22 protein-coding genes, 1 tRNA gene and 1 other RNA gene (1 of these 24 running past the window's edge) are annotated in these 24,429 nt (G+C 66.8%); 11 read left to right on the forward strand and 13 right to left on the reverse strand.

The features are described from left to right. The first annotated feature begins 53 nt into the window (after positions 1-53). Together FJT57_RS13945 and FJT57_RS13950 are read left to right on the forward strand one after the other, a co-directional pair. Complete coding sequence (locus FJT57_RS13945; RefSeq protein ID WP_144906266.1) at positions 54-1,445, forward strand: aryl-sulfate sulfotransferase; 1,392 nt, start codon at positions 54-56, stop codon at positions 1,443-1,445. Next, entirely contained in the window at positions 1,442-3,214 is a 1,773-nt protein-coding gene (locus tag FJT57_RS13950) for a hypothetical protein (RefSeq protein WP_144906268.1), read from the forward strand. The genes FJT57_RS13945 and FJT57_RS13950 overlap by 4 nt, the downstream gene beginning before the upstream one ends. A gap of 33 nt (positions 3,215-3,247) precedes the next feature. Here the strand turns inward: FJT57_RS13950 and FJT57_RS13955 are convergent, their stop codons facing one another. Continuing rightward, positions 3,248-4,582, reverse strand: coding sequence for a hypothetical protein (locus FJT57_RS13955; protein WP_144906270.1), 1,335 nt, complete (start codon positions 4,580-4,582; stop codon positions 3,248-3,250). Between the two features lie 197 nt (positions 4,583-4,779). On the opposite strand from FJT57_RS13955, the gene FJT57_RS13960 reads away from it, so the two are divergent. Then, the gene (locus tag FJT57_RS13960; protein WP_144906272.1) at positions 4,780-5,238 is read left to right on the forward strand and encodes a universal stress protein; all 459 of its coding nucleotides are present in this window, start codon (positions 4,780-4,782) and stop codon (positions 5,236-5,238) included. Between the two features lie 95 nt (positions 5,239-5,333). Here the strand turns inward: FJT57_RS13960 and FJT57_RS13965 are convergent, their stop codons facing one another. Next, positions 5,334-5,888: a GNAT family N-acetyltransferase gene (locus FJT57_RS13965; protein WP_144906275.1), complete on the reverse strand. Its 555-nt coding sequence runs from the start codon at positions 5,886-5,888 to the stop codon at positions 5,334-5,336. Continuing rightward, entirely contained in the window at positions 5,885-6,253 is a 369-nt protein-coding gene (locus tag FJT57_RS13970) for a universal stress protein (RefSeq protein WP_144906277.1), read from the reverse strand. Before FJT57_RS13970 ends, FJT57_RS13965 begins: the two co-directional genes overlap by 4 nt. A 139-nt stretch (positions 6,254-6,392) precedes the next feature. Here FJT57_RS13970 and FJT57_RS13975 point away from each other — a divergent pair, with 139 nt between their 5' ends. From FJT57_RS13975 to FJT57_RS13985, 3 genes are all read left to right on the forward strand, one after another. Further along, complete coding sequence (locus tag FJT57_RS13975) at positions 6,393-7,295, forward strand: DUF5806 family protein (RefSeq protein ID WP_144906279.1); 903 nt, start codon at positions 6,393-6,395, stop codon at positions 7,293-7,295. Between the two features lie 82 nt (positions 7,296-7,377). Further along, positions 7,378-7,683, forward strand: coding sequence for a DUF5789 family protein (locus FJT57_RS13980; protein ID WP_144906281.1), 306 nt, complete (start codon positions 7,378-7,380; stop codon positions 7,681-7,683). Positions 7,684-7,887: 204 nt separating this feature from the next. Further along, positions 7,888-9,120, forward strand: a complete 1,233-nt coding sequence (locus FJT57_RS13985) for an MBL fold metallo-hydrolase (RefSeq protein ID WP_144906283.1) — start codon at positions 7,888-7,890, stop codon at positions 9,118-9,120. A 104-nt stretch (positions 9,121-9,224) separates the two neighbouring features. On the opposite strand, the gene FJT57_RS13990 is transcribed toward FJT57_RS13985, so the two are convergent. The 3 genes from FJT57_RS13990 to rnpB form a co-directional block, all read right to left on the reverse strand. After that, on the reverse strand, positions 9,225-9,557 hold the full coding sequence (locus FJT57_RS13990; RefSeq protein ID WP_238994006.1) for a hypothetical protein: 333 nt from the start codon (positions 9,555-9,557) through the stop codon (positions 9,225-9,227). Positions 9,558-9,672: 115 nt separating this feature from the next. Next, positions 9,673-10,788, reverse strand: a complete 1,116-nt coding sequence (locus tag FJT57_RS13995) for a matrixin family metalloprotease (RefSeq protein WP_144906285.1) — start codon at positions 10,786-10,788, stop codon at positions 9,673-9,675. Positions 10,789-10,895: 107 nt separating this feature from the next. Beyond that, positions 10,896-11,282, reverse strand: an RNA gene (gene rnpB / locus FJT57_RS14000) — RNase P RNA component. Positions 11,283-11,604: 322 nt separating this feature from the next. Here rnpB and FJT57_RS14005 point away from each other — a divergent pair. After that, positions 11,605-12,207: a TIGR00296 family protein gene (locus tag FJT57_RS14005; protein WP_144906287.1), complete on the forward strand. Its 603-nt coding sequence runs from the start codon at positions 11,605-11,607 to the stop codon at positions 12,205-12,207. 14 nt (positions 12,208-12,221) lie between these two features. On the opposite strand, the gene FJT57_RS14010 is transcribed toward FJT57_RS14005, so the two are convergent. Continuing rightward, positions 12,222-13,391 carry a nicotinate phosphoribosyltransferase gene (locus FJT57_RS14010; RefSeq protein WP_144906289.1) on the reverse strand — a complete coding sequence of 390 codons (1,170 nt, stop codon included), beginning with the start codon at positions 13,389-13,391 and terminating at the stop codon, positions 12,222-12,224. A gap of 196 nt (positions 13,392-13,587) precedes the next feature. Next, positions 13,588-15,036, reverse strand: a complete 1,449-nt coding sequence (locus FJT57_RS14015) for an Hvo_1808 family surface protein (RefSeq protein ID WP_144906291.1) — start codon at positions 15,034-15,036, stop codon at positions 13,588-13,590. 106 nt (positions 15,037-15,142) lie between these two features. Here FJT57_RS14015 and FJT57_RS14020 point away from each other — a divergent pair, with 106 nt between their 5' ends. Continuing rightward, a complete protein-coding gene (locus tag FJT57_RS14020; RefSeq protein ID WP_144906293.1) occupies positions 15,143-15,724 on the forward strand; it encodes a cysteine hydrolase family protein in 582 nt (193 codons plus the stop codon). 19 nt (positions 15,725-15,743) lie between these two features. Here FJT57_RS14020 and FJT57_RS14025 read toward each other — a convergent pair whose 3' ends face one another. Then, a complete protein-coding gene (locus FJT57_RS14025) occupies positions 15,744-16,265 on the reverse strand; it encodes a PaaI family thioesterase (RefSeq protein ID WP_144906295.1) in 522 nt (173 codons plus the stop codon). 114 nt (positions 16,266-16,379) lie between these two features. After that, positions 16,380-17,357 carry a hypothetical protein gene (locus FJT57_RS14030; RefSeq protein WP_144906544.1) on the reverse strand — a complete coding sequence of 326 codons (978 nt, stop codon included), beginning with the start codon at positions 17,355-17,357 and terminating at the stop codon, positions 16,380-16,382. A 150-nt stretch (positions 17,358-17,507) separates the two neighbouring features. Here FJT57_RS14030 and FJT57_RS14035 point away from each other — a divergent pair, with 150 nt between their 5' ends. Together FJT57_RS14035 and FJT57_RS14040 are read left to right on the forward strand one after the other, a co-directional pair. Continuing rightward, positions 17,508-18,251, forward strand: coding sequence for a lipoate--protein ligase family protein (locus FJT57_RS14035; RefSeq protein WP_144906297.1), 744 nt, complete (start codon positions 17,508-17,510; stop codon positions 18,249-18,251). A 71-nt stretch (positions 18,252-18,322) separates the two neighbouring features. Further along, complete coding sequence (locus FJT57_RS14040) at positions 18,323-19,693, forward strand: dihydroorotase (protein WP_144906299.1); 1,371 nt, start codon at positions 18,323-18,325, stop codon at positions 19,691-19,693. 207 nt (positions 19,694-19,900) lie between these two features. Here the strand turns inward: FJT57_RS14040 and FJT57_RS14045 are convergent, their stop codons facing one another. Both FJT57_RS14045 and glpK read right to left on the reverse strand, forming a co-directional pair. Beyond that, positions 19,901-20,686 (reverse strand): carbon-nitrogen family hydrolase, encoded by a 786-nt coding sequence (locus FJT57_RS14045; RefSeq protein ID WP_144906301.1) that lies wholly within the window; start codon positions 20,684-20,686, stop codon positions 19,901-19,903. 5 nt (positions 20,687-20,691) lie between these two features. Next, positions 20,692-22,227 carry a glycerol kinase GlpK gene (glpK, locus tag FJT57_RS14050; RefSeq protein ID WP_144906303.1) on the reverse strand — a complete coding sequence of 512 codons (1,536 nt, stop codon included), beginning with the start codon at positions 22,225-22,227 and terminating at the stop codon, positions 20,692-20,694. Between the two features lie 399 nt (positions 22,228-22,626). Here glpK and FJT57_RS14055 point away from each other — a divergent pair, with 399 nt between their 5' ends. After that, positions 22,627-24,057, forward strand: a complete 1,431-nt coding sequence (locus tag FJT57_RS14055; RefSeq protein WP_144906305.1) for an FAD-dependent oxidoreductase — start codon at positions 22,627-22,629, stop codon at positions 24,055-24,057. 356 nt (positions 24,058-24,413) lie between these two features. Here the strand turns inward: FJT57_RS14055 and FJT57_RS14060 are convergent. Then, positions 24,414-24,429, reverse strand: a tRNA-Lys gene (locus FJT57_RS14060); it runs 62 nt beyond the window's last position.

The following is a 24,429-nucleotide window of genomic DNA, read 5'->3' on the forward strand; positions in this document are numbered from 1 at the left end:
TGTCTCCGGTGACGATGAGAACGCGTTATTATCGTTCGGTGAGAGATCCGGATATGGCCCTCTCCCGTCGGACGTTGCGCATCTTTCTCGCTGCCGTCGTCGGCCTCTCCCTCCTCGCGCTGGTCGGCGGATACGTTCACGCCGAGCGCACGAACGATCAGGTGACGGGCGACCCCGCAGTCGAACAGGTGTTCCGCAGCGGCGATCGCTCGCCGGTCGTCGACTCGCGGTCGAACGTCACCGTGGTCGCCACCGACTCGAACGCCTTCGTCGCGGACGAGAACGACGCGCCCCGCGCACAGGCCGAACTCGTCGCGTTCGCCCCCGACGGGAGTATCTACTACTACGACGACCGGCACACGCGCTACTGGGACGTCGACCCCGTTTCCGGAACCGACGCGACCGTCGAGTTCGTCTACGCTGACCACCTCGACGCCGACGAGTGCGGCGGCGAATCCGTCTGCACCCGAAACGGCGTCGAGCGCGTCAATCTCACGACCGGCGAGCGGACGGACGTCTTCAGCCGGATCACGCCCGGCAAGCACTCGACTCGATGGCACGACGTCGACCGCATCGGCGACGCGCGTCTGCTCGTGGCCGACATCGATCGGGATCGGATCTTCGTCGTGAACACGACGACGGGACTCACCGAGTGGGAGTGGGACGCGCAGTCTGACTACGACGTCGAGAGCGGCGGGCCGTACCCCGAGGACTGGACGCACCTCAACGACGTGGAGCACGTCGAGATCGACGGGCGGGACGCCGCGATGATCAGCCTCCGGAACCACGACCAGGTCGCGTTTATCGACTTCGAGCGTGGCCTGATGGAGGACTGGACGCTCGGGACCGACGGCGACTACGACACGCTGTACGAACAGCACAACCCCGACTACATCCCGCCGGAAGACGGCGGTCCGGCGGTGCTCGTCGCCGACTCGGAGAACAGCCGAATCGTCGAGTACCAGCGCGCGAACGGCTCGTGGGAGCGCTCCTGGACCTGGAGCGACGAGCGGATGCAGTGGGCGCGCGACGCCGACCGACTGCCGAACGGAAACACGCTCGTCACCGACTCCAACGGCGACCGCGTCTTCGAGGTCGACACCGGCGGCGAGGTCGTGTGGTCCGCGACGGTCGGGTTTCCCTACGAATCCGAACGACTCGGCACGGGCGACGAGAGCGCTGGCGGACCGAGCGCGGCGTCGATCGACCTGCCGTCCCGCGCTCCCGACCCGGCCGCGGGATCCCTCACGGATCGCCTCGTCGACGCGCTTCCATCGAAAGTCGCCAACGGACTCTCGTATCTGTTCCCGCGGTGGATCGGCGTCGTCGAAGGGCTCTCCGCGGGCGCGCTGATCGTCGCGGTCCCCGCGTGGGCGCTGGCGGAGTACCGCTGGTCCGCGTACGCGATCGACCTCCGGACGCCGCTCCGACTCAAACGAAAATGAGCGAAAGCGACTCTCCAGCGTCCCGCGGACGCCGGATTTTCACTGCCCTCCGTGCGGCAATTCCGTTCGACAGCGATGACGGCCGGTGGCTCGCTCTGGGGTTGCTTCCCGGCGTCGTCGCGATCGCGATCTACCTCGCGACGAACCCCTACCCCGCCTACGGTGCGGGGCTGTACGCGAAGATCTCCGCCGAACTCGTCGCCAACGGGTACGCGCTCCCGGCGCGGATCCCGGGCTACACCGCCGACGGAGTGCCGTTCGCGTATCCGCCGCTGCAGTTCTACCTGTACGCCCTGCTCTTAGACATCGGTGGAGATCCGGTCGCAGTCTCTCGATTCCTTCCGGCCGTCGGGATGGTGACCGCGCTGGTGCCGACGTATCTGCTCGGCCGCGACGTCGCGGGCTCGCGACCGGCCGGAACCGCGGCGGCCGGGCTGGTGGCATTGAATCCGCAGATCCTGGAGTGGCACCTCTCGGCGGGCGGCGTGGTCCGCGCGTTCGCGTTCTGCTACGCGCTGGTCGCGGTCTACGCCGGATACCGGCTCTTCGCGTTCGACGGCGGCGCTGCGGCACCGTCGAACAACGAGCCAGGGGGGAACAACCCCAGTCGCTACCCGCGCGGTCTGGTCATCCTCGGTGCGCTCGCCTTCGGGCTGACCGTGCTCACCCATCCCGTGTACTCGCTGTTCGTCGTCGTGAGTTACGTCCTCTTTTGGCTCCTGTGTGACCGATCGATATCGGGCTTTCTCACCGGGCTGGCGGTCGGGCTCGGAGGTGCACTGCTCGCGTCGCCGTGGCTCGTCTGGGTCCTCACGACGCACGGCATCGACGTGTTCACGGCGGCGTCCGGAACGCACGGCGGCGTCGGAGGCGGCGCAGACGCGCTCTCGGGTGCGGTTTCGGTGGGTACGGCCGTCGCGTTGGTGCCCGCAATCTACCTCCTAATTCGACGCGACTACCTGCTTCCCGCCTGGCTCGTCGTCGTCGAAGTGTTGTTCAGACAGCCGCGGTTCGCCTACACGGTAGGCGCTGTGCTGATCCCCGCCACCGTTGTGATGGTCGTGCGGGCTCGCGACGTCGACCGGGACAGCACTTCTGCTCTCGACCGAGACAGCACTTCTGCTCCCCACCCCGACAGCGGCCCCATCACCGACCGCGACAGTGGACCCGCCACCGATCGCAAGCGAGCGGGAACCGCCTCCACGCCGGGAACGCGACCGGAACGCACCGCCCTCAACGCCGATCGTCGTGCGGTAGCGGCCGCGATTGTCATCCTCTTGGGGACGGTCGTCGGCGGGGCGTACTTCGCCTACGAGACGACGCTCGTGACAGACCCCTCCACGCCGGAGTTCCTGGACCGGGAGTCCGTCGAGGCGATGGCGTGGATTCAAGCCGAAACCGATCCCGACGCGACCTTCGTCGCGATGGGAGACGCCGCCGAGTGGCTCCCCGCGTTGACCGATCGAACACTACTCGTCGGTTTCTGGGGCGTCGAATGGGTCGATTCGGACCGGTTCGCACAACAGGAAGCGGCGTACGAGTCGGTATCGAGGTGTCAGAGCGTCGCGTGCGTCGAATCTATCGCCGACGACATCGGCGAACGGCCGACGCACGTGTACGTGCCGAAAGGTCAGTACACGGTCCGCGGTGACACCGCCGCGCAGTTCGGCACGGTCGAACGGTCCTTCGAGCGGTCCGACCGCTGGGAACGCGTCTACGAGAACGACGGCGTCGTTATTTACGCTGCGACAGGCGTCGAAAGATCGTAGCTCGACTCGACCGTTCCGGTTCGGATCGCTCGCTCACACCATCCCCAGAAGCGTCGCCGCCAGAACCCCGAGCCACAGGACCACTCCGATCCCGGCTAACTGCCGATCCCCGTCGGCGACGCCGAGCGTGAACAGTCCGAGGGTTCCCATCAGCGCCGTTCGTTGCAGCACGAGTTGGATCGGCACGACACTCACGCCGACGCTGCCCAAATCGAGCACGAAGCCAGCACCGAGCCCGACGGCTGCGAGAAGCGCTATGCGCGTGGCGGGGCGGTTGCGAGCCAAGATCCAGCTAGCGACGAGCGGCCCCGCGACCAGTACCGGATAGAGGAGTCCGGCGAATACCTTCGGATTAGTCGCGGGGAACACCCCTTCAGCGACGATTCCGAGCGATCGGACGCCGAGGACGAGCGCGATCAGAGCGATCGGGAGCGCGAGATCCCGCAGTTCCCGTAGGTCTCGCCGCCGAACCGGGGACGCAGCGACCGCGAGCACCGCCGCGGCGGGGACGATACCGACGACGCCGAGCGTCGTCGAACTCGGGCGTTCGGTGGACTCCTCTGCGGACGCCGACGGGACCAGTGACCAGTTCGCCGACGTCAGTCGGATCACCGAGAGCCAGCCGTCGCTCCCGCCGCCGCCGTTCCCGTGGTACACCCGGTTGACCTCCGCGACGAACGGTTCGTCTCGGAGGTCGCGCTCGACGGTCCGTCCGCCCTCCGAGATGCCGGTCACCGAGTGTCGCAACCGGAACCAGTCCCAGTACTCGGTGTGCGCCTGTAGCGCCGTCCAGTTGTCCGATGGTCCGGGATAGGCGCGAATGTGCGTCCGGCTGCCGAGGTACGCCCCGGTCGCGAGTTGATAATCAGCTTCGACCCACTCTCCCGAACTGAGATTGTCCGCCACGTAGGTGTACCGCGAGGACCCGCGGGCGGTCTGCCACGGTGATATCGACACCGATTCGTTGAGCTGGCCGAGTGACCCTGACCCGTCCAACTGCGCCTGCGACCCGGATTCGTTGTCCTGTGATCTCTGTAGAGATTCGTTGATGTCTGCGATCGACACGGTATCGTTTACGCTGTGGTCCTCGTCGGCGGTCGTCCACTCCAGTTCGGAGCGATCCATCAGGATGGTACGGACGTCGTCCGGCGTCCCGACGATCACGACGTTCAACGCGAGGGTTCGCCCCTCCACTGAATGACTCCGACTGGTGTACGGCCAGACGTAGCTCTCCGCCTCAGCTGGTCGGATGAGTTGCTCCGGTGGGGGGTCCTGGCCGCTCGCGACGCCCCCGGGACCGAGTAACCCGCTCCCGAGCGACGCGGCCACGAGGATGGCGACGAACAGCAATGCCAAGCGATACCGCACACACGTACTATACCAGTCTCGCTATTGAGCGTGTCGCCCGTCCGGATTCTCGGAGTGGCCCGTCCTGACTCTCGAAGCGACCGTTCGGACTCTCGGAGTGAACTGTCCGGATTCTCGAAGCGGACCGTTCGCCCGGCGACCTGATACCGTCGACGTCGAAGTGAGGATTTTTGCCGTCGGCCGCCACAGGTGCGGGTATGACCGAACGCCGACCGCTGTCTGTCGACCTCGTGCTCGCCCCCGTGGACACGAGCGACGAGTCGGACGACGCGGTAGCGCACGCCGTTGCGATCGCCGCGAAATACGATGCGACGGTTCACGTCGTCCACGTGCTCGGAGAGGACGTGGTTCGAGCGATCGAAGACGGCGTCGTCGACGACGCGCAGGTCGCCGCCGACGGCGAGGCGATCACCGAGACCGCAGCGCGGATCGCGGCCGAGCACGACGTCCCGCTGTCGACGTCGGTCGCGTACGGGTTCTCGACGAAAATGAAGCTCCGCCATCCCGGCAGCGTCGTCCTCGATACGGCCGACGAGGTCGATGCGGACTTTTTGGTGGTGCCGCGGGAACCGATCTCCGGCGATCCCGGCGAGGTGCTCGCGAAGGCCGCGGAGTACGTCCTCCTGTACGCGAGCCAGCCCGTCCTCTCAGTGTGAACGGCCTCGTCCTCTCAGTGTGAACGGCTCCATCCCTCGACTGGACGACAAACACCGTCGCCGAAGCGCGGTCTACGCCGACTAACCGCCGTTCGCTATCCGCTTTCGTCGGCGCCGTCGCCGATCCGGATCGCCATCTCCATCTCGAAGCTCTCGGAGTCGCTGATCTCGAAGCCGATCTTCTTGTACAAGCCGACGGCTGGCTGATTCCACCGTTCGACGGTGAGCCACACCGTTTCGACGCCGGACTCCGCACCGTAGCCGAGGAGGCCTTTCATCAGACGCGTCCCGATTCCGGCCTCCTGGTACGCTTGGAGGACGAAAATCGCCAGTTCGTAGTCGTCGTTATCGGGGACGAGCGTGGCGTGTCCCGCCGCCCGATCGCCGTCCCACGCGACGACGTTCAGGCACTCGCCGGAGAGGATGTTCTCGAGCCACTCGCGGATACGCCGCTCGTCGCTCGGGGGGATCCCCTGGGCGCGGTCCGCCGGATCGAACTCGTCGTACATCGACGCGATCGCCTCGTACTCGCGCTCGCTCTCGTCGTGCGCGCGGATCTCGATCTCGCGGCCCGCCTTGTCGGTGAAGCGTATCGGCGGGCCCTCGAACGGGCCGGTAACCGTGTCGGGGAAGCGGCGATCGTAGCTCATCTGATGAGGGTGACGCTGACGTGGGAGTTCAAGAGAACGAACTCTGCGATGCTTCCGATCTTGATCTTACCCATCGGACTGGTCGTCCCGCCGCTGAGGACGATCCGATCGAACCCCTCCGATTCGGCGATCGTCACGAGTTCGCTGCCCGGCTCGTCGTCGACGTGACGAACCTCGGCATCGACGGTTCCCGAATCAAGCGCCGCCTCGACGCGGGATTCGATCTCATCGGTCGAACGGTCTGGACTGTCGTCCTCGATGATCGCGACGGTCAGTTCGTCGCCCGCTTCGACCGCCCGTTCGACCGTCTGCTCCAGCGCCCGGAGCGACCCGTCCGACGCTCCGACGCCAACGAGGATTCTCATACGCCGAGATGTCGTCGGGGGAGTAGAAAAATCGTCGGGTGTCGCCCGCGTCCTGTGAGCCAGATCCTCGGCGTGACCTCGCTCGCTCGAAATCGATCGCGACAGAACGCTTTTTTGCGTCGGCGCGACACCCGGCAGTATGGCAAACGACGACGCCGACGCGTCACCTCCCGACACCTCACCGACCGCGGCGGATGAGTCGATGTCCGCCGCCGACACCGACGCGACCGGGTCGGCCCCCGAGACAGCCTCCGAGGAAGACGCGTCGAAGTCGCCACCGGGCGATGCCGACGACTCCGGCGTCGAACCACCATCCAACGAGGATACTTCGGATTCGCCCGAGGGGGGTCCCGCGTCCGGTTCTGCCGCGGCTGCCGAGGAGGCGGAAGCACCAACCCACGAATCAGGAGTACCATCTGACGGAGCACCATCTGACGGAGCGGAACCGCCGTCGGACGTCCAGAAGTATGCCCGGTTCAAAAAAGTAGACGGCGCGCAGTACGACCGCGTCAACGACTTTCTCCGGGACCGGACATACATCACGGCGCGCGAGTGGGCCATCGCTCGACTGTGCGCCGACTTCCGTACGGAGACCGGCGTCGAGATGACGAAGATCGGCGAGAACCTTCCGGAGCTGGTCCCGTTTATGACCGATACGTACACGCCGCAGGCGGTCAATCAGGCGCGCTCGTCGTTCGAGGGCAAAATACGGAAGTCGGGTGCGACGTTCCTCTACGGCGCGATGTCCGGCTTCTTTACCGCCGAGGAACTGGACGAACTGATGTACGAGGTAACCGAAATCGCGAAGTTCCTGCTCGAAGTCGAGGGCGTCGACCTCTCGGTCGAGGAGGAGTTGGAGGCCGAAGAGCGCATCTCGAGCGTGATGCGCGAGGTCAGAGAGGCGAGCGCGGACCTCCGCGCTGAGGAGTTGACCGGAGAGGATGGAGACGGCGGAAGTACCGAAAGCGACGTGTCCGCCGGTTCCGGTGGCAGTGCATCCACCGATTCCGGCGACGATACACCCGCCGATTCGGACGACTAACTTACCCCCGGAACCGCCGTTTCTTAGTTGCACTTGCTCCGAAGAGCAGAACACATTTACTCCGGTAGTCTCTGTATTAATTATGAAAATTGATGAACTATCCGCCTATCTCGAAGACGAACTGGAGTATCCGATCGCCCACGAGCGGGTAATCGAAGCGATTGGTTCCGTCGATATCGAGGCCCCTGACGTCGAACAGACCGAAACGGTCGGAACGATCGTTAGCACCGTCGGTCAGGAAACGTATGATTCCGCCGAGGAGTTGTTCAACACGATCATCGGCAACGTCAGCGACGAGTACATCGGACGGAAGTTCTACGACGACCGCGGCAGCAACCCCGCAGAGACCGTCTCGGGCCCGAAAGACGAAGAAAACGTCTCGTTTTGAGTCTTGCCCACCCGCGTCCTGAACGCCGACGGGACGGAGAAGAACCGAATTAGCCGCGGCTCCAACGACTTGTTCTAGACGTCACGGATACAGACCGCTCCGGAGGGGGGACCGGCTCGCACCGAATTGCGACTGCGAGGGCGATCGCGCGTCCGAGCAAACCGATCGACGGCGTCAAACGACCGGAGCCGCTACCTCGTCGCAATGGAGATCCGGTTCTTGGGCGGCGCTGGCGAGGTCGGGCGGAGCGCGATTCTCGTCAACGACTCGCTGCTGCTCGATTTCGGAATGCTCGCGGGGAACCCGCCACGGTTCCCTGTCGACACGCCGGACCCCGACGCGGTCGTGGTGAGCCACGGCCACCTCGATCACGCGGGAGCGATCCCGACGCTGCTCTCCGGCTCCGCCCGCCCGTCGATTCACTGGACTCCGCCGACGCGCGAACTCGCGTTGACCCTCGCGCGCGACACGCTCAAACTGCACGGCGGCACGTTTCGCTGTCCGTTCACCGAGACAGACGTCCAGCGCGTCACGCAGGTGTCCGAACCGCACGACTACGGGGAGACGTTCGAGGCGGCCGGTCACGAGGTCACCTTCTACAGAGCGGGACACATCCCCGGAAGCGCGCACGTGCTGGTCTCTGATGGGGACACGCGACTGTTCTATACCGGCGACTTTCACACGGACAATCAGCGGTTGGTCGCCGGAACGACGGACCGCCCCGACGCCGACGCCGTCATCTGCGAGAGCACGTACGCCGACGTCGAGCACGATCCGCGAGCGGCGGTCGAGCGCCGCTTCGTCGAGAGCGTGGAGACGACGCTCTGGGAGGGCGGTTCAGTCGTCGTCCCGGCGTTCGCCATCGGCCGCACGCAGGAGTTACTGCTCGTCTGCGAGCGGTACGACATCCCGTGCTACGTCGACGGGATGGGGAAAGCCGTCACGCGGATGCTCCGGCGACATTCGGCGTACGTTCGGGACGCCGACGCGCTCGGACGCGCGGCCGCCCATGCGCGGTTCGTCACCGGGAAGAACGGACAGCGAAAGCGCATCGCCGACCAGCAGGCGGCGATCGTCACCACGAGCGGAATGCTCTCGGGCGGACCGGCGATGACGTACATCCCCGAGGTCCGCTCGAACCCGACGAACAAGATCACGATGACCGGCTATCAGGTCGAGGGGACGCCGGGCCGCGACCTCCTGGAGACGGGCAGCGCCGAGATCGACGGTCGGGTGATGCCGGTGAGCGCGCAGGTCGAACAGTACGAGTTCTCCGCGCACGCCGACCGGGACGGAATCCGCGGTCTCCTCGACGCCTACCGTGACGCGGAGATTCTGATAAATCACGGGGACCGCTGTGCGGCGTTCGCTGCGGAACTGGAGCGAGACGGATTCAGCGCGAGCGCTCCGGCGGTCGGCGAGACGCTCTCGATCTGATCTTGTTTCTGCGGCGTCGGCGGGACATCACTTATGCGGCGGTTGTCGTCTCGTACCGACGGCGCGGCACCGAGGGAGGGACCGCTGGTACATAGCCGACCGTATCAATCCTCAGTCGGCACAGCCCGGACCTCGAATTCGCGGTAGCCGCCGTAAGCGGTCTCCAACGCGCCCAACCACCAGTTCCAGCGGTCGGCGACGCTCGACTCAGCGGGCGCGTCTTCGAGGTTCCGGACGATCTCCTCGATCGTGAGCGGTTCTCCGCGGTCCCGAGCGGCGATCCCGGCGTCGGCGAGGTCACGGGCCTGCCTGGCGACGACACGGAACTCCGCGTGATCGCCGTCGAACGCCGCTTCGAGCGATTCGGCCAGTTCTGCGGCGGTGAAGCCCGCTGTCTTCAACGGGGCGTCGCCACCGGCGTTGCTGTGCTCCGTCATAGTCGATTGTACGTTCCCCACCGAAAAGAATCCGCCGCTGGATTGCGTTGGTTTGGTTGCGATTAGCTGTGAGGCCGAATCAGTCACAGTCGAGGCAGATCCCAGTCGGCACGGGCTACTCCCACCACTCGCCGCGGCGTTCCTCGTAGGACGCGTCACGGAACGGCGAGGGCTTTTCGCCGTCGTCCTCGGCCCCGAATCCGTGGGCGAGCCAGTAGCCGACGTGCCACCCGACGGCGTCGGTGTCGAGATCGACGAGCGAGATTCGCAGCGCTGTGTAGACTTCGATCTCACCGTCGCCGTCGGAGTCTTCCCCGGCGGTCGCACCACAGGAGGCGGCACCCTCACCGCACGGCGACGTCTCTACCGGGCGGATCACGATCTCGGCGTCGTCGGGGTCATCGACCATCGTGAAGGTGAGGTTCGTCGGCATTCCCTCCGGGTCGTCCTCGTAGTACGCCAGCGCGTGCCGGACCTGCGTCCGCATCCCCTCGGGATCGCTCGCGTTCGCGTCGTCGACGTAGACGGTGAAGTCGGCGTCCTTCCACGGGAACGCGCGCTCGGTCGCGTTCGGCTGTGGTTCGGCGTACAGCACCGAGTGGCTGGCCATTATCTCCTCGGGCGCGTCCTCGTGGGTGAGCCCGAGCGTGTGCCCGAGCTCGTGCTTCGTCACCTGGACAGTCGATTCGTCCGAGAAGCCCGTTCGAACGAAGACCGTCTCGGGACGGTCGATCTGTCTGCGGTCCTCGATCAGCGGCGCACAGCCCGCGGCGTCGCTCAGGTTGTCGCACTCGGGAATCTCGTCGACGAACTCGACGACGAGGTCGGGATCCGACGCGTCCGGCCGAACCTCGTAGTCGACGGGGAAGCCCGCATAGCGTTCGGCGTCGGCCTCCCAGTAGTCCGTCGCCTCTCGGACCAGCGGCGTCCACTCGCGGTCGGTCCCGGCCGCGTCGCGGACGGCGACGACGATGGGATCTGAGCCCCACGGATTCGACGCGTCGGGGGCCGCCGTCGCGGACGACTGTCCGGGCGACGGTTCCGCGGGTGACGTGGCATCACCGTCGGATGCGGTCGACGTGGCGCTGCCGTCCGGCGTCCCCGACACCGCTCCCGAACCGTCGTCGGGAAGCTCCGGTCCCGGGATATCGACGACCGACCCGGCGCAGCCCGAGAGCGCGATGAGAAGCGCCAGGGCAACGGCAGGGAGTCGGCGAGACCGATTCGACATAGCCGCCGGGAGGGCGCTCACCGATAAGAACCTTCGGCACCGTCTCGGTTACGTGTCTTCTGTTGTCATTTCGCCGACGACGACGCCGTCGCTGGCGTGCGAAAAGCGGCTGAGAGGAGTAAGCCCCCTTCTGTTCGTCTCGGCATTCGGCTGAGCGGCCGCGCCCTGTCCGGACTACCTTGGCGGCGCGGACTTGCACCGGTGAAGATTCGCCGTTCCATCCGTTCTCGACCGTCTGCGATCGCGAAGCGATCGGTCTGCCCTCGACGGGTTAGCTCCCTTCCCTCGCGGGTCGGTTCGCACGCCCGCGGGTCGCCCCGCGAGCGCCGGCGGCAGTTCGCCGCCGCGTCTCATCGGTCGGGCCGAGGGGTCTCGTCTCTGTTCCAGAGCCAGCCGTCTCCGGCTCCGGGCTTGCGCCCGGTCACCTGTCCGGACGGTGGGGGGACTTTCCTCATCAGTCCGAGCGGACCGACGGGAGCCGAGCTCTCTCTGCCGTTCGATTCGAGGGGAGAGCGTCCAATAAGCCGTTCGGTCGCACGATTGCCCAACCATTCGATCGTCTGATAGTCCGACCGTTCGATCGAGCGATCGCCCGGTGACCCACCACGATTTCGGGCGTTCGTCACGGCTGATCTATTCGATCACCCGGCAACCGACACCATCGCGCAGTAATCGTACATCTATCCCGAATATTTTGGTACAATCGGGCCGCCTCGTTTTCTCGGAGCCCCGATCCGTCTCAAACGCGCTCCTCCGGCCGTTTACCTCCGAGAATGAAGGGAAGCGTTCAAGTTAGGTGAGTTCCTCTACGGACATATGTCCGAGGCGCAGACCGTTCGTCTCACCTACGAGGATGGGGCGAGGGCGGTCGAATTAGCGCGTGAATCGGTCGAATCGTACGTTTTACACGGACAACGGGAGCAACCGGGGAGTATGCGTGATGCCTTCTACGCTCGCACCGGCGCGTTCGTCCGAATCCGATCGACGCGTGGCCGCGGACGACTTCGGGGCTGCGCCGGCGCGTACCGGGGATCAGACCAACTGGGCCACGCTATCGTCGACGCGGCCATTCAGGCTGCCTCGGGCGACTCCTGCGGCTCCGAGATCGAACAACCGGAACTCTCGAACCTCACTATTTCCGTCTGCGTCGTGTGCGATTACACCCAGACGACCGACCCGCTCGGGGACATCGAACTGGGAACGCACGGCGTCGTCGTCGACCGAGACGGCAGCCACGGCTGGCTCTACCCCACAATTCCCGTGGAGAACGGCTGGAACGAAGAACAGTTCCTCACCCACGCCTGCCGGAAAGCGGGTCTCTCGCCGCTGGCGTGGCAGGACGACGAGACGACGATCACGCTGTTCGACGGACAGGTCTTCCGCGAACGCGCCGACGGCGGCAGCGTCGAAGAACTGTAGGTCGCCGACTCCGACTACTCGTTTCCGGCGGCGTCCGCTCCGTATCCGCATAGCTCAGCGTCGCGAGCGGCGCGTTCGACGGCCGCATCGATTCCGAGGTCGACGTCGTCGACGAGTTCGCCGTCCCGAAGCAAGGGCCGGAGCAGCGTCTCGGAATCCTCGGGCCCGGAGCGGTCTCGGAGGCCGACGTGATGGCCGCCGTCGGCCGTCCGGTAGACGGCCTTCGCGCCGGTGAGTTTCCCGCGCTTGGCGGCCGGTTCCCCGTCGAGTTCGACGATGTCGAGCGCGAAGTCAACGGGGTCGGCGTTGGAGACGTAACCGCCGACGCCGAATCCGTCGGCGACGTCTCGGAGTTCAACCAGGTCCGACGGGTCGAGTCCCCCGGAGACGAAGATGTCGACGTCCTCGTGACCGTACGCGTCCAGCGTCCAGCGCACTTCTCTGATGATGTGTCTGAAGTCGCCCCGCCGCGAGCCGGTCGTGTCGAGCCGGACGCTGTCGAGGCGGTCGCCGAGGGCCTCCGCGGCCCGAAGCGCCTCGTCGGTCTCGTCGGAGTAGGTGTCGCACAGCGCTACGCGCGGCACGTCCTCGTCGACGGCGTCGTCGAACGCCTGCCACGCCTGCTCCTGGTTGCCGCGCCCGAAACAGATGAGCAGTGCGTGCGGCATCGTCCCGCCCGCCTCGCGGCCGATCACCGCTCCGGCGGCGACGTGCGAGAAGCCGTCGAGTCCGGCGACGAGCGCGCTCCGCTCGATCATCGCCGCGATCGACGGATGGACGTGCCGCGCGCCGAAGGAGAGGACGGTCGAGTCGGGTGCCGCTCGTCGCACATCGAGCGCGGCGGTCGCGACGCCCGAGGCGTGCGAGAGAAAGCCCAGAAGCGACGTCTCGAAGCGTGCGAACTCCAGGTACTCGCCCTCGATCCGCATCACGGGACCGCCGTCGAACAGCCGTCCCGGCGGGACGACGTCGACGTCGACGTCTCTGCCCTCTAAGAGCGCCGCGGCGTCTTTCACGCCCGCGAGCAGTTCGTAATCGCCGTCGGGGAACTGGTCGGCGGTCACCTCCGCGACGACGCGCGGGTTTCGTCCTGCGTGACGGAGCGTCGTCTCCGTCCGATCGAAGTACGCGTCGGTCGCCGACCCCTCGGCGATGGCGTCGGGACCGACGATGTCGAACTCCATAGACGATATTTGCGGGGGCGCGTTGAAAAATACATTCGTTCGGCTTCAGTGACCGAAGGTGATTCCTCTTCAACCTCGGACCGACGAGCGGCAGGTTCGACGGACGGCAGGTTCGACGGGCGGCTTCATTGCCACTTCGACTCGTCGGCGGCGCGACGGCCCGATTGCCTGCCCCGTCGGACGTCACTCCGGCGTATCAGGACTGCCGCGGCCGGATGTCGTCGAGATCGGACGTGCTCGGTCCGTTCACGATCGTCACGCGCGTGCCGGACCTGGTGACCCGGAACGCGTCGGCGAACTCGCCGTCGGGGACGACGTAGGTGTTCGTCGCGCGCTCGTCGGCGTCGTGGGCGTCGAGGATCGCCCGGTACGCGCGCTGGAACTCCCGCGCGTCTCGCTCCGAATCCCACTCGGTCGTCCAGACGTAGCCGTACGCCGTCTCAGAGTCTGTCGTTTTCTTGTACGGGAACAGCTTGTCGTTGCCCCAGCCCGCGGATGGCTCGGCGTCGTAGTTGTACGTGTCGTATCGGTTCTCGACGTTGCCGATCGTTCGAGGCTCGATCGTGTCCGCACCGTAACGCTGGGCCTGATACCAGAACATCACGTACATCGATGCCTCGCCGACGGTGTCGGCCCCGTCGACGCCCTGCTCATCGAACGTCTCCCAGCCGTTTCGCGCCCGGTCGCGGTACTCGATCGAGACGGGCGTCTCGTCCGTTCGGTGGATGATCTGCTCGGAGGACGTCGGGGGCGTCTCGAAGCGGTCGTCGATGGCGTTCCAGCCCTCGCGGTCGACGAGGTCGTGCACGTACACCGGCCCGTCGGAGTAGGGCTGGAAGATCGTCAGGAAGATCCCGAGATTCGGCGTGCCGCCGCCCCCGCCACCTCCGCCGCCGCTCGACGGCGTCGCGACGCACTCCCACGCGCCGCCGCAGCGATCGGCGTACCGCTGTTCGACGTACTTCGCGTCGCCCTCCACGAGTCCGTCGGCCGCGAGCTGTTCGTCCTGCGTTTCGCCGCCGTACTTCTCTTTCGTCAGGTCGTAGCGCTGGTCTTGGAGCGCGTGGACGAGCTCGTGAACGAGTGTCGCGTTGTTGATCGTCGGCGATTCGGGGTTGTCCGTGATGATCTTTATCTCGTCGTCCGCGGGCGAGTAGAACCCGGCGACTGCGGCGCTTCGGGTCTCGCCGATCGCATCACCGCTGCTCTGGGACTCGCCGGTCACGAACAGCGCCTCCCACACTTGGTCGTTCCAGCGCTCGTACTGGTCGACTTCTCCGTCGCTCGAACCGCCCGAAGATCGGTTACGGTACTCTTCGCGCGAGATGACGTTCACGGGAACCCGAGCGTCGAACTCCTCGCCGCGGACGTACTCCACTCTGGCCATCGAGCGAGCCACGTACGCGTCCAACTCCTCGTCGGAGAGACCGTCGGACTGATCGACGTCGATCGACTCGTTGTGCCAGTAGCCCCCCTCCCAGCCGAGGACGTCGCGTTCGGGATCGTCGAAGTCGTCGTTGGGGGCGGCGACGGCGTCGCTCCCGGCCGGAGGGACGGGATTTGACTCCATCATCGGTGCGCTACATCCAGCGAGGACGAGCAGCAGGGCGAGGGCTGCGGCGAGCACGCCGCGGTTCCGCGTCATTGCCGAAACAGACGGCCCACTGAGGGAAGTACCTTTCCGCACGCTCCTCGACCGACCTCCGCCCATCGGGCGAACGCCTTTGATCGTAGCGGACCGACACTCCAGTATGTCCCTCGAAGCGTTCGATCCCGAGCGTACCGCCGTTGTCGTGGTCGATATGCAGAACGGGTTCTGTCATCCCGACGGGAGCCTCCACGCACCCGCGAGCGAAGCCGTCATCGACGACGTCGTGGCGTTGGTCTCCGAGGCCCGCGACGCGGGCGCACGCGCGGTCTACACCTGCGACGTCCACCCGCCCGAGCAGTTCGACGACGCGCACTACTACGACGAGTTCGACCGGTGGGGCGAACACGTCGTCGAGAACTCCTGGGAGGCCGATCTCGTCGATGAACTCGACGTCCGTGAGAGCGATCACGTGGTCGAGAAGCACACCTACGACGCGTTCTACGAGACCGAACTCGACGGCTGGTTATCGGCGCGGGGCATCGACGATCTGCTTATTTGCGGGACGCTCGCGAACGTCTGCGTCCTCCACACGGCGGGGAGCGCGGGGCTCCGCGACTACCGGCCGGTGCTCGTCGAGGACGCGATCGGTGCCATCGAGGAGGGCCACAAAGAGTACGCACTCGATCACGCCGATTGGCTGTTCGGCGAGGTCGCGACGCGTGCGGAACTCTCGTTCGAGTAGCCACCTCGATTTATCGAACTCACTCTCGGAACAGCCGGTACGACGCCTGTCCGGTCGCGACGGCTTCGCCGGACGGCGTGCCCTCCCACCGATGCGATGCGTCCTCGTCGACGCGTTCGGGCGTTCGACTGACGACCGTCACGGTACTCACGCCGATGGTCCCGCCCGCGCGGACGACCTCGGCCGTCGCGGTCAGATCACCGGATGCCCGACGCAGGTAGTTGACGTTGAGATTCACGGTAGCGACGCCGCCGTCGAGCGGATCGTCGAGCAGCGTTCGCTGGGCGATGCCGCCCGCGGTGTCGATGAGCGTCGCCGCGATGCCGCCGTGGACGGTCGGCGGATTGGTGGTGTTGGTCAGCTTCTCGTCGTACGGGACCGTCATCACGACGCGACCGGACTCCATCGAGTCCACGCGCGTTCCGAGCCACGACAGGTAGCCGTGCTCCTGTTCGATGTACGCTTGGACGAACGCGGCGGCATCGTCCCGAAGGCCTGACGGTTCGCTATCCCCCGACGCTTCGGCGTCCTCGTCGGTCATATCACATCCGCGTTCGGAGTGCGTATGTACCCCGCGGTCCCTTCTCGTCCACTCTCACCCCCTCACCTACCGTTCGATGACGGGTGTCCCTGAGTATTCGCCGCCGACGGCACACTATCCGAGGCGGATCGGATCCTCGCTCTCGCGCACGGAGACCTCGACGCGCTCGCCGACGCCGAACTCGCGCTCCGGGCAGACGAGTTTGACTCCGAACTCGGGACCGACCCGGGAGAACAGCGAGAGTCCGGTGATCCGATCGCCGTTCGCGAGGACGTCGACGTCTCTCCACGTCACGGTTCGTCCCGACGCGTCGCCGATCTGACGACCGAGAAATGACACCGGCTGGTGTCTGTCGTCCGTCGGTGCGAGCGAGCGACCCAACGCACCACCGTTGACGTAGTGGGCGAGACCGCCGTCGAGGACGACGCGCCGCCCCTCTTGCGCCGTCGATTCGGCGGACTGCTCTCCGGGGGAATCCGCTTCGGAGTCCTCAACTGTGCCCGCGATTCCGGCGAATCGATCCCCCGGGCTGGGGTGTGCTGGCGCGTCGAGGAGCGCGTACGTGTCGCCCGTCTCGATGACCGTTCCGACGCCGTCCCATCTCACGGGTTCGACGTCGACGCCGGGGGAAATCCGGAGCGACCCGCCCGCGCGATGGAGGTTCTGTTCGGCGCGTCGGAACCCCACGTGGACGTGATTTCCGACCCACGGCGCAAAGAACCCCGAGCGGATCATCGGCCCGAGCGAGTCGCCGACGGCAACCGTCTCGCCCGGTTCGACCATCGGACGAACGTGGAGAATCCGCGCGACGAGGCCACTGTCGTCCCGAATTTCGATCTCCGCGTCGCCGTCAGCGATATCGATCCGGCTCCGTTCGCAGTCCACGTCGATCAAGATCAGGTGCTCTGCATCGTCCGCGTATCCCTTCGGTGGCGCTCGGACGGTCCGCGTCTCCAACACCTCGCCCGCGACCGGAGAGCGCCCCTCGTTCGTCGCCGGGTAGAGGTCGATCGCACAGCCCGCGTCGTGTGCGGGGTACGGCGAGTTGTACAGCGAGAACCGACGATAGCGCCGGAGCGTTGACTCCGGGATAACGACGCCCTCGCCGGACGGCTGCGACCCCCGTGTCGCGGTCGATTCTCTGTGCCGACGATTGCTTCCCGAGGTCACGCCCGCTCACCGCCCATACGTTTCCGCGGGACCGGGAGCGCTTAGGTGCGTCGGCACCGAGGCTCGACTGTGATGGACCGTCTCGTTCCGGGCTGTCAGCGCGTTCGAACCGTTCGCGGGCGCGCGCCGTCGATCGAAGCCGATCGGGCGGTCGTCGAGAACCTCACCGACGCGGTTGCCCAGACTGATGTCCCCGCGGTCCGCGTTTGGAAGCCGCACAAACAGGTGGCGTTCGGTCGCCGCGATACGCGCGCGGACGGGTACGACCGTGCTCGCGAACGCGCCGAGGCGCGCGGCTACCCCACGGTCGAACGGAGTGTCGGTGGTCGGGCGGTGGCCTACACCGGCACGACGGTGGCGTTCGCCGCGGTGGTTCCCACCCCGACGCCACGCCGCGGTACGGGGGAACGGTACGAAGCGGCGACGACCGGCGTCGTTCGCGCGTTGCGGTCGCTGGGCGTGCCCGCCCGTCGGGGGGAGCCGGACGCCTCTTTCTGCCCCGGCGAGCACTCCGTGCAGGCGCGCGGGAAGATCTCGGGTATCGCGCAGCGAATCCAGCGAGAGACGGTCCGAGTCTCGGGGATCGTCGTCGTCGACGGACACGACGAACTCGCGGCGGTGCTCGACGCCGTTTACGACGCGCTCGACGTCCCCTTCGACCTTGACTCGGTCGGGAGTATCGCCCGCGGAGGTGGACCCGCCGACTCGGACGCGGTCGTCGACGCGCTGTTCGACTCCTTCTGTGACGACTGCCGACGCGATCCGATCTCTGCCGATTCGGTGGATTCTCTGGAGAGTGGCGCGTTCGAGCCGTAACGTTCGGCCCGCAGTGTCCGCTCTTCGCGTTGAACCGCCGCGTTTAGGTCGACAGCGGGTGACGCGGACGTATGCCGACACTCTTCCGCGATGCTCGCCTCGCCGACGGACGGGTACGGGACGTTCGGACCGACTCGGACCGGATCGTCGCTGTCGCCCGATCCGTTGACGCCGGGGCCCACGACCGCGTGATCGATGCCAACGAACGCCTGCTGCTCCCCGGTGCGATCGATGCGCACGTTCACTTCCGCGAACCGGGACATTCACACAAGGAGACGTGGACGACCGGGTCACGGAGCGCGGCCGCTGGCGGCGTGACGACGGTCGTCGACCAGCCGAACACGACGCCGCCGACGACCTCCGGGGACGCGTTCGACGAGAAAGCGTCGCTCGCGGCGTGCTCGTGCGTCGACTACGGGATCAACGGCGGCGTCACGCCCGAGTGGGATCCCGATTCGCTGTTCGATCGGCCGCTGTTCGCACTCGGTGAAGTGTTCCTGGCCGACTCGACCGGTGATATGGGCATCGAGGCCGACCTCTTCGCCGATGCCGTGGAGCGAGCGGCCGAGGCAGACGTCGTCGTCACGGTCCACGCCGAGGACGCGGACTTGTTCGACGAAACGGCCCGCGAGCGCGACGCTGGCGGCGTCGGTCGCGACGCCGACGCCGATCTCTGGAGCCAGTACCGCCGGGCGGAGGCGGAGGCCGCGGCCGTCGAGCGGGCTGTCGACGTCGGTTCGGAATCCGGTGCGGACATCCACATCGCGCACACGAGCACGCCCGAGGGCGTCGACGCCGCCGCTGGCGGCGCGACCTGCGAGGTGACGCCGCACCACCTGTTTCTCTCCCGCGACGACGCGGCCGACCTCGGTACGTACGGACGAATGAACCCACCCCTCCGCAGCGAAGAGCGGAGAGCGGCGCTCTGGCAGCGGCTCGTCGACGGCGACGTCGACATCGTCGCCACTGATCACGCCCCGCACACTGTCGAGGAGAAGGAGGTCGGTCTGTGGGACGCACCCAGCGGCGTCCCCGGCGTCGAGACGAAGCTCCCGCTGTTGCTGGAGCGCGCACGGTGTGGCGAAATCTCCTACGAGCGGGTTCGCGACGTCACGGCGACGAACGCCGCGGAGATATTCGACCTCCCGCGGAAGGGGCGCGTCGCCGAGGGCTACGACGCGGATCTCGTGCTCGTCGACCCCGACGCGTCGCGAGAGATCCGCGGGTCGGACCTCCACTCAAAGTGCGGATGGACGCCGTTCGAGGGGATGGACGGCGTCTTCCCGTCGCTGACGCTGGTTCGAGGGGAGATCGTCTACGACGGCGATGGAATCGTCGACGGGGCGCTCGGTGGCGACGATGATGGTGGGGGCGACGGCGACGATGAGGTCGACGATGACGGTTCGATGGGCGCTCCCTCCGGGGAGAACGTCCGTCGGTAGACGTTTTTTCAGCGCCGCGGCTATCGGACGCACAGTTGCGAACAGCCAGCACCCGCGCGGGCGACACGCATACCGTCTCGAATGTATGCGCCGCCTCTGGTCCTCGCGCCGACGTGCCGGACAACCGCTGACCGACGCGAGACGGACGTCACGTCACGGTGACGTTGGTCCCGTCTTCGGGGATAAACGCTCGTAGTCGGCCGACACTCAGAGCCGCCGGTCTGCGAGCGCCGGGAACGACTCGCGAGTCTCGCGAACCTCGTCGAGATCGACGGTCGTGTGTACCGTTCGCTCCCCGCGTCCGGCGTTCGCCCGCTCGACGCCCCACGGGTCGACGACGACGCTCTCGCCGCCGAGTTCGACGTCGCAAATCGAACCGGTGAGGTTCGCGGCGACGAGGATCGACTGATTCTCGACGGCCCGCGTTCGGGTGAACAGGTGCCAGTGATCCATCCGTTCGCGGGGCCACGCCGAAGTGACGAGCAGTATCTCGACGCCCGAATCGACGAGCGAGCGGTAGAGCTCCGGAAATCGGAGATCGTAGCAGGTCGTCAGGCCGACCGTTCCGAGGTCGGTTTCGACTGCACACGCCTCGGATCCGGGTGAGAGCAGCGCCGATTCCTCGGAGTCGTATCCAAAGAGGTGGACCTTCCGGTAAGTACACAAGAGCCCGCCGTCGGGTCCGAACAGGACGGAGGTGTTGTAGAGATTCGCGTCAGAACCGCCGTCGTCGTCGCGTTCGACGAGGCTCCCGCCGTGAAGGTGGATCGATAGTTCATCCGCGAGCGCGGCGAGCCAGTCAGTCGTGGGTCCCGGGATCGACTCCGCGGCGTCGCGGTAAGCGTCGAACGCGAAGTAGCCGACCGGCCACAGTTCGGGGAGGACGACCAGATCCGCGCCCTCGGCCGCGGCCGCGCGGATCCACGATTCAGCCCGCTCCCGATTCGATTCGGGATCGCTTCGAGCCAGGAGTTGGACGGCGGCGACCTGCATTCGGCTCACTCCTCGTCTCGGGCCCAATCGCGAGAGCGTTCGACGGCCTCCTGCCAGCGGGCGTACCGGTCCTCGACGTCGTCCGCGCGGTCGGGCTCGAACTCCCGATCGACGCGCCAGTTCTCGCGGAGTTCGTCGAGCGACTCCCAGTAGTCGACGGCGAGGCCAGCGGCGTAGGCCGCGCCCAGCGCGGTCGTCTCGTCGACCTCCGGGCGGACGATGTCCGTCCCGACGACGTCGGCCTGCAGCTGACAGAGGAAGTTGTTCTTCACCGCGCCACCGTCGACGCGCAGCCCGGCGAGCTCGATACCGCTGTCCTCGAGCATCGCCTCTGCGACGTCGCGGGTCTGATACGCAATCGACTCCAACGTGGCGCGGACGATGTGCTCTCGACGCGTCCCGCGGGTCATCCCGACGATCGTTCCGCGCGCGCGCTGGTCCCAGTGCGGCGCGCCGAGCCCGGTGAACGCGGGCACGACGTAGACGCCGTCAGTGGAGTCGACGGCGCGGGCGAGCGCCTCGCTCTCGGCGGGGTCGTCGATGAGCGTCAGATCCTCCAGCCACTCGATGGCCGCGCCGGTGATGAAGATCGAGCCCTCCAGCGCGTACTGCGCCGGTTCGCCCGATCGCTGAAAGCCGACCGTCGTCAAGAGTCCGTTGTCGGAGGTGACGGCCTCGCTCCCGGTGTTCATCAGCATAAACGAGCCCGTCCCGTAGGTGTTCTTCGCGTCGCCCGCGTCGAAGCAGGTCTGGCCGAACAGCGCCGCCTGTTGGTCGCCGAGCGAGCCAGCCACGGGGATGGCCGCGCCGAGGAACCCCTCGGGGTCTGTCACCCCGTAGTGGTCGTCGTCGGAGGACGGTCTGACGTCCGGGAGTATCGCGGCGGGCACGTCGAACTCCGCGAGCAGTTCGTCGTCCCACGCGAGATCGTGGATATCGAACAGCATCGTCCGCGAGGCGTTCGTGACGTCGGTAACGTGCTCGCCGGTCAGCTTGTAGATCAACCACGAGTCGATCGTGCCGAAGCAGAGTTCGCCAGCCTCCGCGCGGTCGCGGACGTCCTCGGGACGCATCCGCTGAAGTTTGATCGGATCGGCGTTGTCCAGGAGCCACTCGACCTTCGTCGCCGAGAAGTACGCGTCGGGTTCGAGACCCGTTCGCTCGCGGATCCACGCGTCTTTTCCGTCGCGTTCGAGCGATTCGATTCGATCGGTCGTCCGCCGGTCCTGCCAGACGATCGCGTTGTACACCGGCGTCCCCGACTCGCGGTCCCAGACGACGGTCGTCTCGCGCTGGTTCGTGATGCCGATCGCAGCCAACTGCGCCGCCTCGATGCCCGCGGCGTCGAGCGCGCGCCGAATGACGCTCGTGGTGTTCTCCCAGATCTCCTCGGGGTCGTGTTCGACCCACCCCGGTTCTGGATAGCGCTGTTCGTGCGTCTCGTAGGCGTTCGCGACGGGCTGTCCGCCGTGATCGAAGACGATGAATCGCGTTCCGGTCGTTCCCTGATCGATCGCGCCGACGTATGTGCGTTCGTTCATTCGTGGTTGGTGCCGTGTGTGGTTGGTGCCGCGTCTGGCCGTTGCGGCGTGTTCGGGTCGATGTCGCGTCTCGCGCGTTCGATTCACCGTTCTCGCTCGGTGTCGCCGGAATTCGGCAAGCTCGATACCCGCCCGAAACCTCCGACGAGTGAGTTGTCGGTACAGTTCGGGGGCGAGGGGTGCTAAAACCCGGCGTTGTCGACCCGAGTAGCACGCGTTGTCTGGGTGGCCGTTGTCGTTCGGCGTCGACGACGCCGTTCGCGTGTGGCCGTTCTCTTCTATGCGCCATCAACGCCGTTCGCGTGTGGCCGTCATCTTCCCTACGCTATCAACGCCGTTCGTGCGCGACCGACGCCGTCCGGCGAAAGTTATCTACTCCCGGCGACCGCACGTCGTCGTATGTCCGATCCCTTCGTGGTCGTCGGCGGTGACGCCGCCGGACTCTCCGCGGCCAGCAAGTGCCTTCGTACTGACCCCGACCGCGACGTCGTCGTCTTCGAGAAGGGCGAGTGGATCTCCTACGCCCACTGCGGGACGCCGTACTTCGTGAAAGGCGAGGTCGATCGGTTGGAAGACCTCCTGTCGCTCTCGCCAGCCGAGGCCGACGAGCGCGGTATCGACCTCCGCCGCGGCCACGCGGTCGTCGCCGTCGACACCGACGCGCGGACGGTCACCGTCGAGGCCGGAGGGACGACGTTCGAGCAACCCTACGGCGACCTCCTGATCGCGACCGGCGCGCACGCCGTCTCGGAGCCGATCGAGGGCTCATCGCTGGACGGCGTCTTCACGCTCCACGGCCTCGATCACGCCGCGGCGATCCGCGCGTATCTCACTCCCCCCGACGAGTTCGACGTCGAATCCCTCGGCGGCGGTGACCCCCTCGACGAGTCCGTTGCCGAACACTACGGTGCGATGACGCCGCCGGAGACTGTCGCGGTCGTCGGCGCGGGCTACGTCGGCGTCGAGATGGTCGAGGCCTTCGATGCGTGGGATGTCGACATCCACCTGTTCCAGCGGTCCGGACGCCCCGTCCCGGCCTTCGGCGAGGCAGTCGGCGACGCGGTCACCGAGCACCTTCGCGAGTCGGGCGTCACGCTGCACTTCGGCGAGGAAGTCGCTCGGCTCGACGGCGCGGACGGGCACGTCCAGCGCGTCGTCTGCGAGAGCGGCTCCGAACTCGCGGTCGACGCCGCGCTCGTCGGGATCGGCATCGCTCCCAACACGGACTTGCTCGAGGGCACGCCGGTCGAACTCGGCGAATCGGGGGCCGTCGCGACCGACGCGTGCGGTCGGACCTCTGTCGAGGACGTCTACGCCGCGGGCGACGTCGCGGAGATGTCTCACGTCGTCACCGGCGAACCGACGTGGGGCCCGCTCGGCCTCCCCGCCAACAGGGCCGGGCGAGCCATCGGGGCGACGGTCGGCGGCGATCAAACGCCCGTCGGCCCCGTCGCGGGCACGGCGATGGTGAAGGCCTTCGATCTCGAATGCGGGCGGACGGGGATCCTCGACCGCGACCGCGCTCGCGAGGCCGGATTCGACCTCGTTTCGGAAACGATCACGGCTGGGTCGCGATCGGGGTACTACCCCGGCGCGGCGGAGACGACTGTCACGCTCACCGCCGACCGCGACACCGGCCGACTGCTCGGCGGCAGTATCGTCGGCACCGACCGCGCCGCCATCCGAATCGACACGGTCGCGACGGCGCTCGGCGCGGATCTGACCGTCGCGGAACTCGAACGGCAGGACCTCGGCTACGCGCCGCCGTTCAGCCCCGTCTGGGACCCCGTCCTCGTCGCCGCGAAGGTGCTGAACGGCTCGCTGGAGTGAATCCGGGAGGGCTTTCGGCCGCCATCTGGCGCGTGCTGGCGGGCGCTCCGTCGTCCGCCACACGCACGCGAGGGACGACGAGCGAGCGTCGCGAGCGAGGAGTCGGTTGGGGAGGACGTGGTGGCGGTGCGGCGCAGGCGGGCGGGGACTTGCAAGTCCGCGTCATCACCGATCTGATTCGAGTTTTCGACGAGTAAGCTCATCGCTCTTCACTTCGTTCGGAGACGGCTTACGGGCCGGGAGGGACTTGAACCGGAGCAAGACGGTCGCGCTCACCCCGTTCGCGCGCTGCGACTTGCAGGGTTCAAGTCTCCCGGGTAGTTGCGCCGCTCCTCACGTTGTTCGGAGACGGCTTACGGGCCGGGAGGGACT

The organism is Halobellus captivus, assembly GCF_007655485.1.
Classification (GTDB): Archaea; Halobacteriota; Halobacteria; order Halobacteriales; family Haloferacaceae; genus Haloquadratum; species Haloquadratum captivum.

Coding starts and splice junctions, on each gene's coding strand:
- FJT57_RS13945 (WP_144906266.1), top strand. CDS start 54: ATGGCCCTCTCCCGTCGGACGTTGCGCATCTTTCTCGCTGCCGTCGTC.
- FJT57_RS13950 (WP_144906268.1), top strand. CDS start 1,442: ATGAGCGAAAGCGACTCTCCAGCGTCCCGCGGACGCCGGATTTTCACT.
- FJT57_RS13960 (WP_144906272.1), top strand. CDS start 4,780: ATGACCGAACGCCGACCGCTGTCTGTCGACCTCGTGCTCGCCCCCGTG.
- FJT57_RS13965 (WP_144906275.1), bottom strand. CDS start 5,888: ATGAGCTACGATCGCCGCTTCCCCGACACGGTTACCGGCCCGTTCGAG.
- FJT57_RS13970 (WP_144906277.1), bottom strand. CDS start 6,253: ATGAGAATCCTCGTTGGCGTCGGAGCGTCGGACGGGTCGCTCCGGGCG.
- FJT57_RS13975 (WP_144906279.1), top strand. CDS start 6,393: ATGGCAAACGACGACGCCGACGCGTCACCTCCCGACACCTCACCGACC.
- FJT57_RS13980 (WP_144906281.1), top strand. CDS start 7,378: ATGAAAATTGATGAACTATCCGCCTATCTCGAAGACGAACTGGAGTAT.
- FJT57_RS13985 (WP_144906283.1), top strand. CDS start 7,888: ATGGAGATCCGGTTCTTGGGCGGCGCTGGCGAGGTCGGGCGGAGCGCG.
- FJT57_RS13990 (WP_238994006.1), bottom strand. CDS start 9,557: ATGACGGAGCACAGCAACGCCGGTGGCGACGCCCCGTTGAAGACAGCG.
- FJT57_RS13995 (WP_144906285.1), bottom strand. CDS start 10,788: ATGTCGAATCGGTCTCGCCGACTCCCTGCCGTTGCCCTGGCGCTTCTC.
- FJT57_RS14005 (WP_144906287.1), top strand. CDS start 11,605: ATGTCCGAGGCGCAGACCGTTCGTCTCACCTACGAGGATGGGGCGAGG.
- FJT57_RS14010 (WP_144906289.1), bottom strand. CDS start 13,391: ATGGAGTTCGACATCGTCGGTCCCGACGCCATCGCCGAGGGGTCGGCG.
- FJT57_RS14015 (WP_144906291.1), bottom strand. CDS start 15,036: ATGACGCGGAACCGCGGCGTGCTCGCCGCAGCCCTCGCCCTGCTGCTC.
- FJT57_RS14020 (WP_144906293.1), top strand. CDS start 15,143: ATGTCCCTCGAAGCGTTCGATCCCGAGCGTACCGCCGTTGTCGTGGTC.
- FJT57_RS14025 (WP_144906295.1), bottom strand. CDS start 16,265: ATGACCGACGAGGACGCCGAAGCGTCGGGGGATAGCGAACCGTCAGGC.
- FJT57_RS14035 (WP_144906297.1), top strand. CDS start 17,508: ATGGACCGTCTCGTTCCGGGCTGTCAGCGCGTTCGAACCGTTCGCGGG.
- FJT57_RS14040 (WP_144906299.1), top strand. CDS start 18,323: ATGCCGACACTCTTCCGCGATGCTCGCCTCGCCGACGGACGGGTACGG.
- FJT57_RS14045 (WP_144906301.1), bottom strand. CDS start 20,686: ATGCAGGTCGCCGCCGTCCAACTCCTGGCTCGAAGCGATCCCGAATCG.
- glpK (WP_144906303.1), bottom strand. CDS start 22,227: ATGAACGAACGCACATACGTCGGCGCGATCGATCAGGGAACGACCGGA.
- FJT57_RS14055 (WP_144906305.1), top strand. CDS start 22,627: ATGTCCGATCCCTTCGTGGTCGTCGGCGGTGACGCCGCCGGACTCTCC.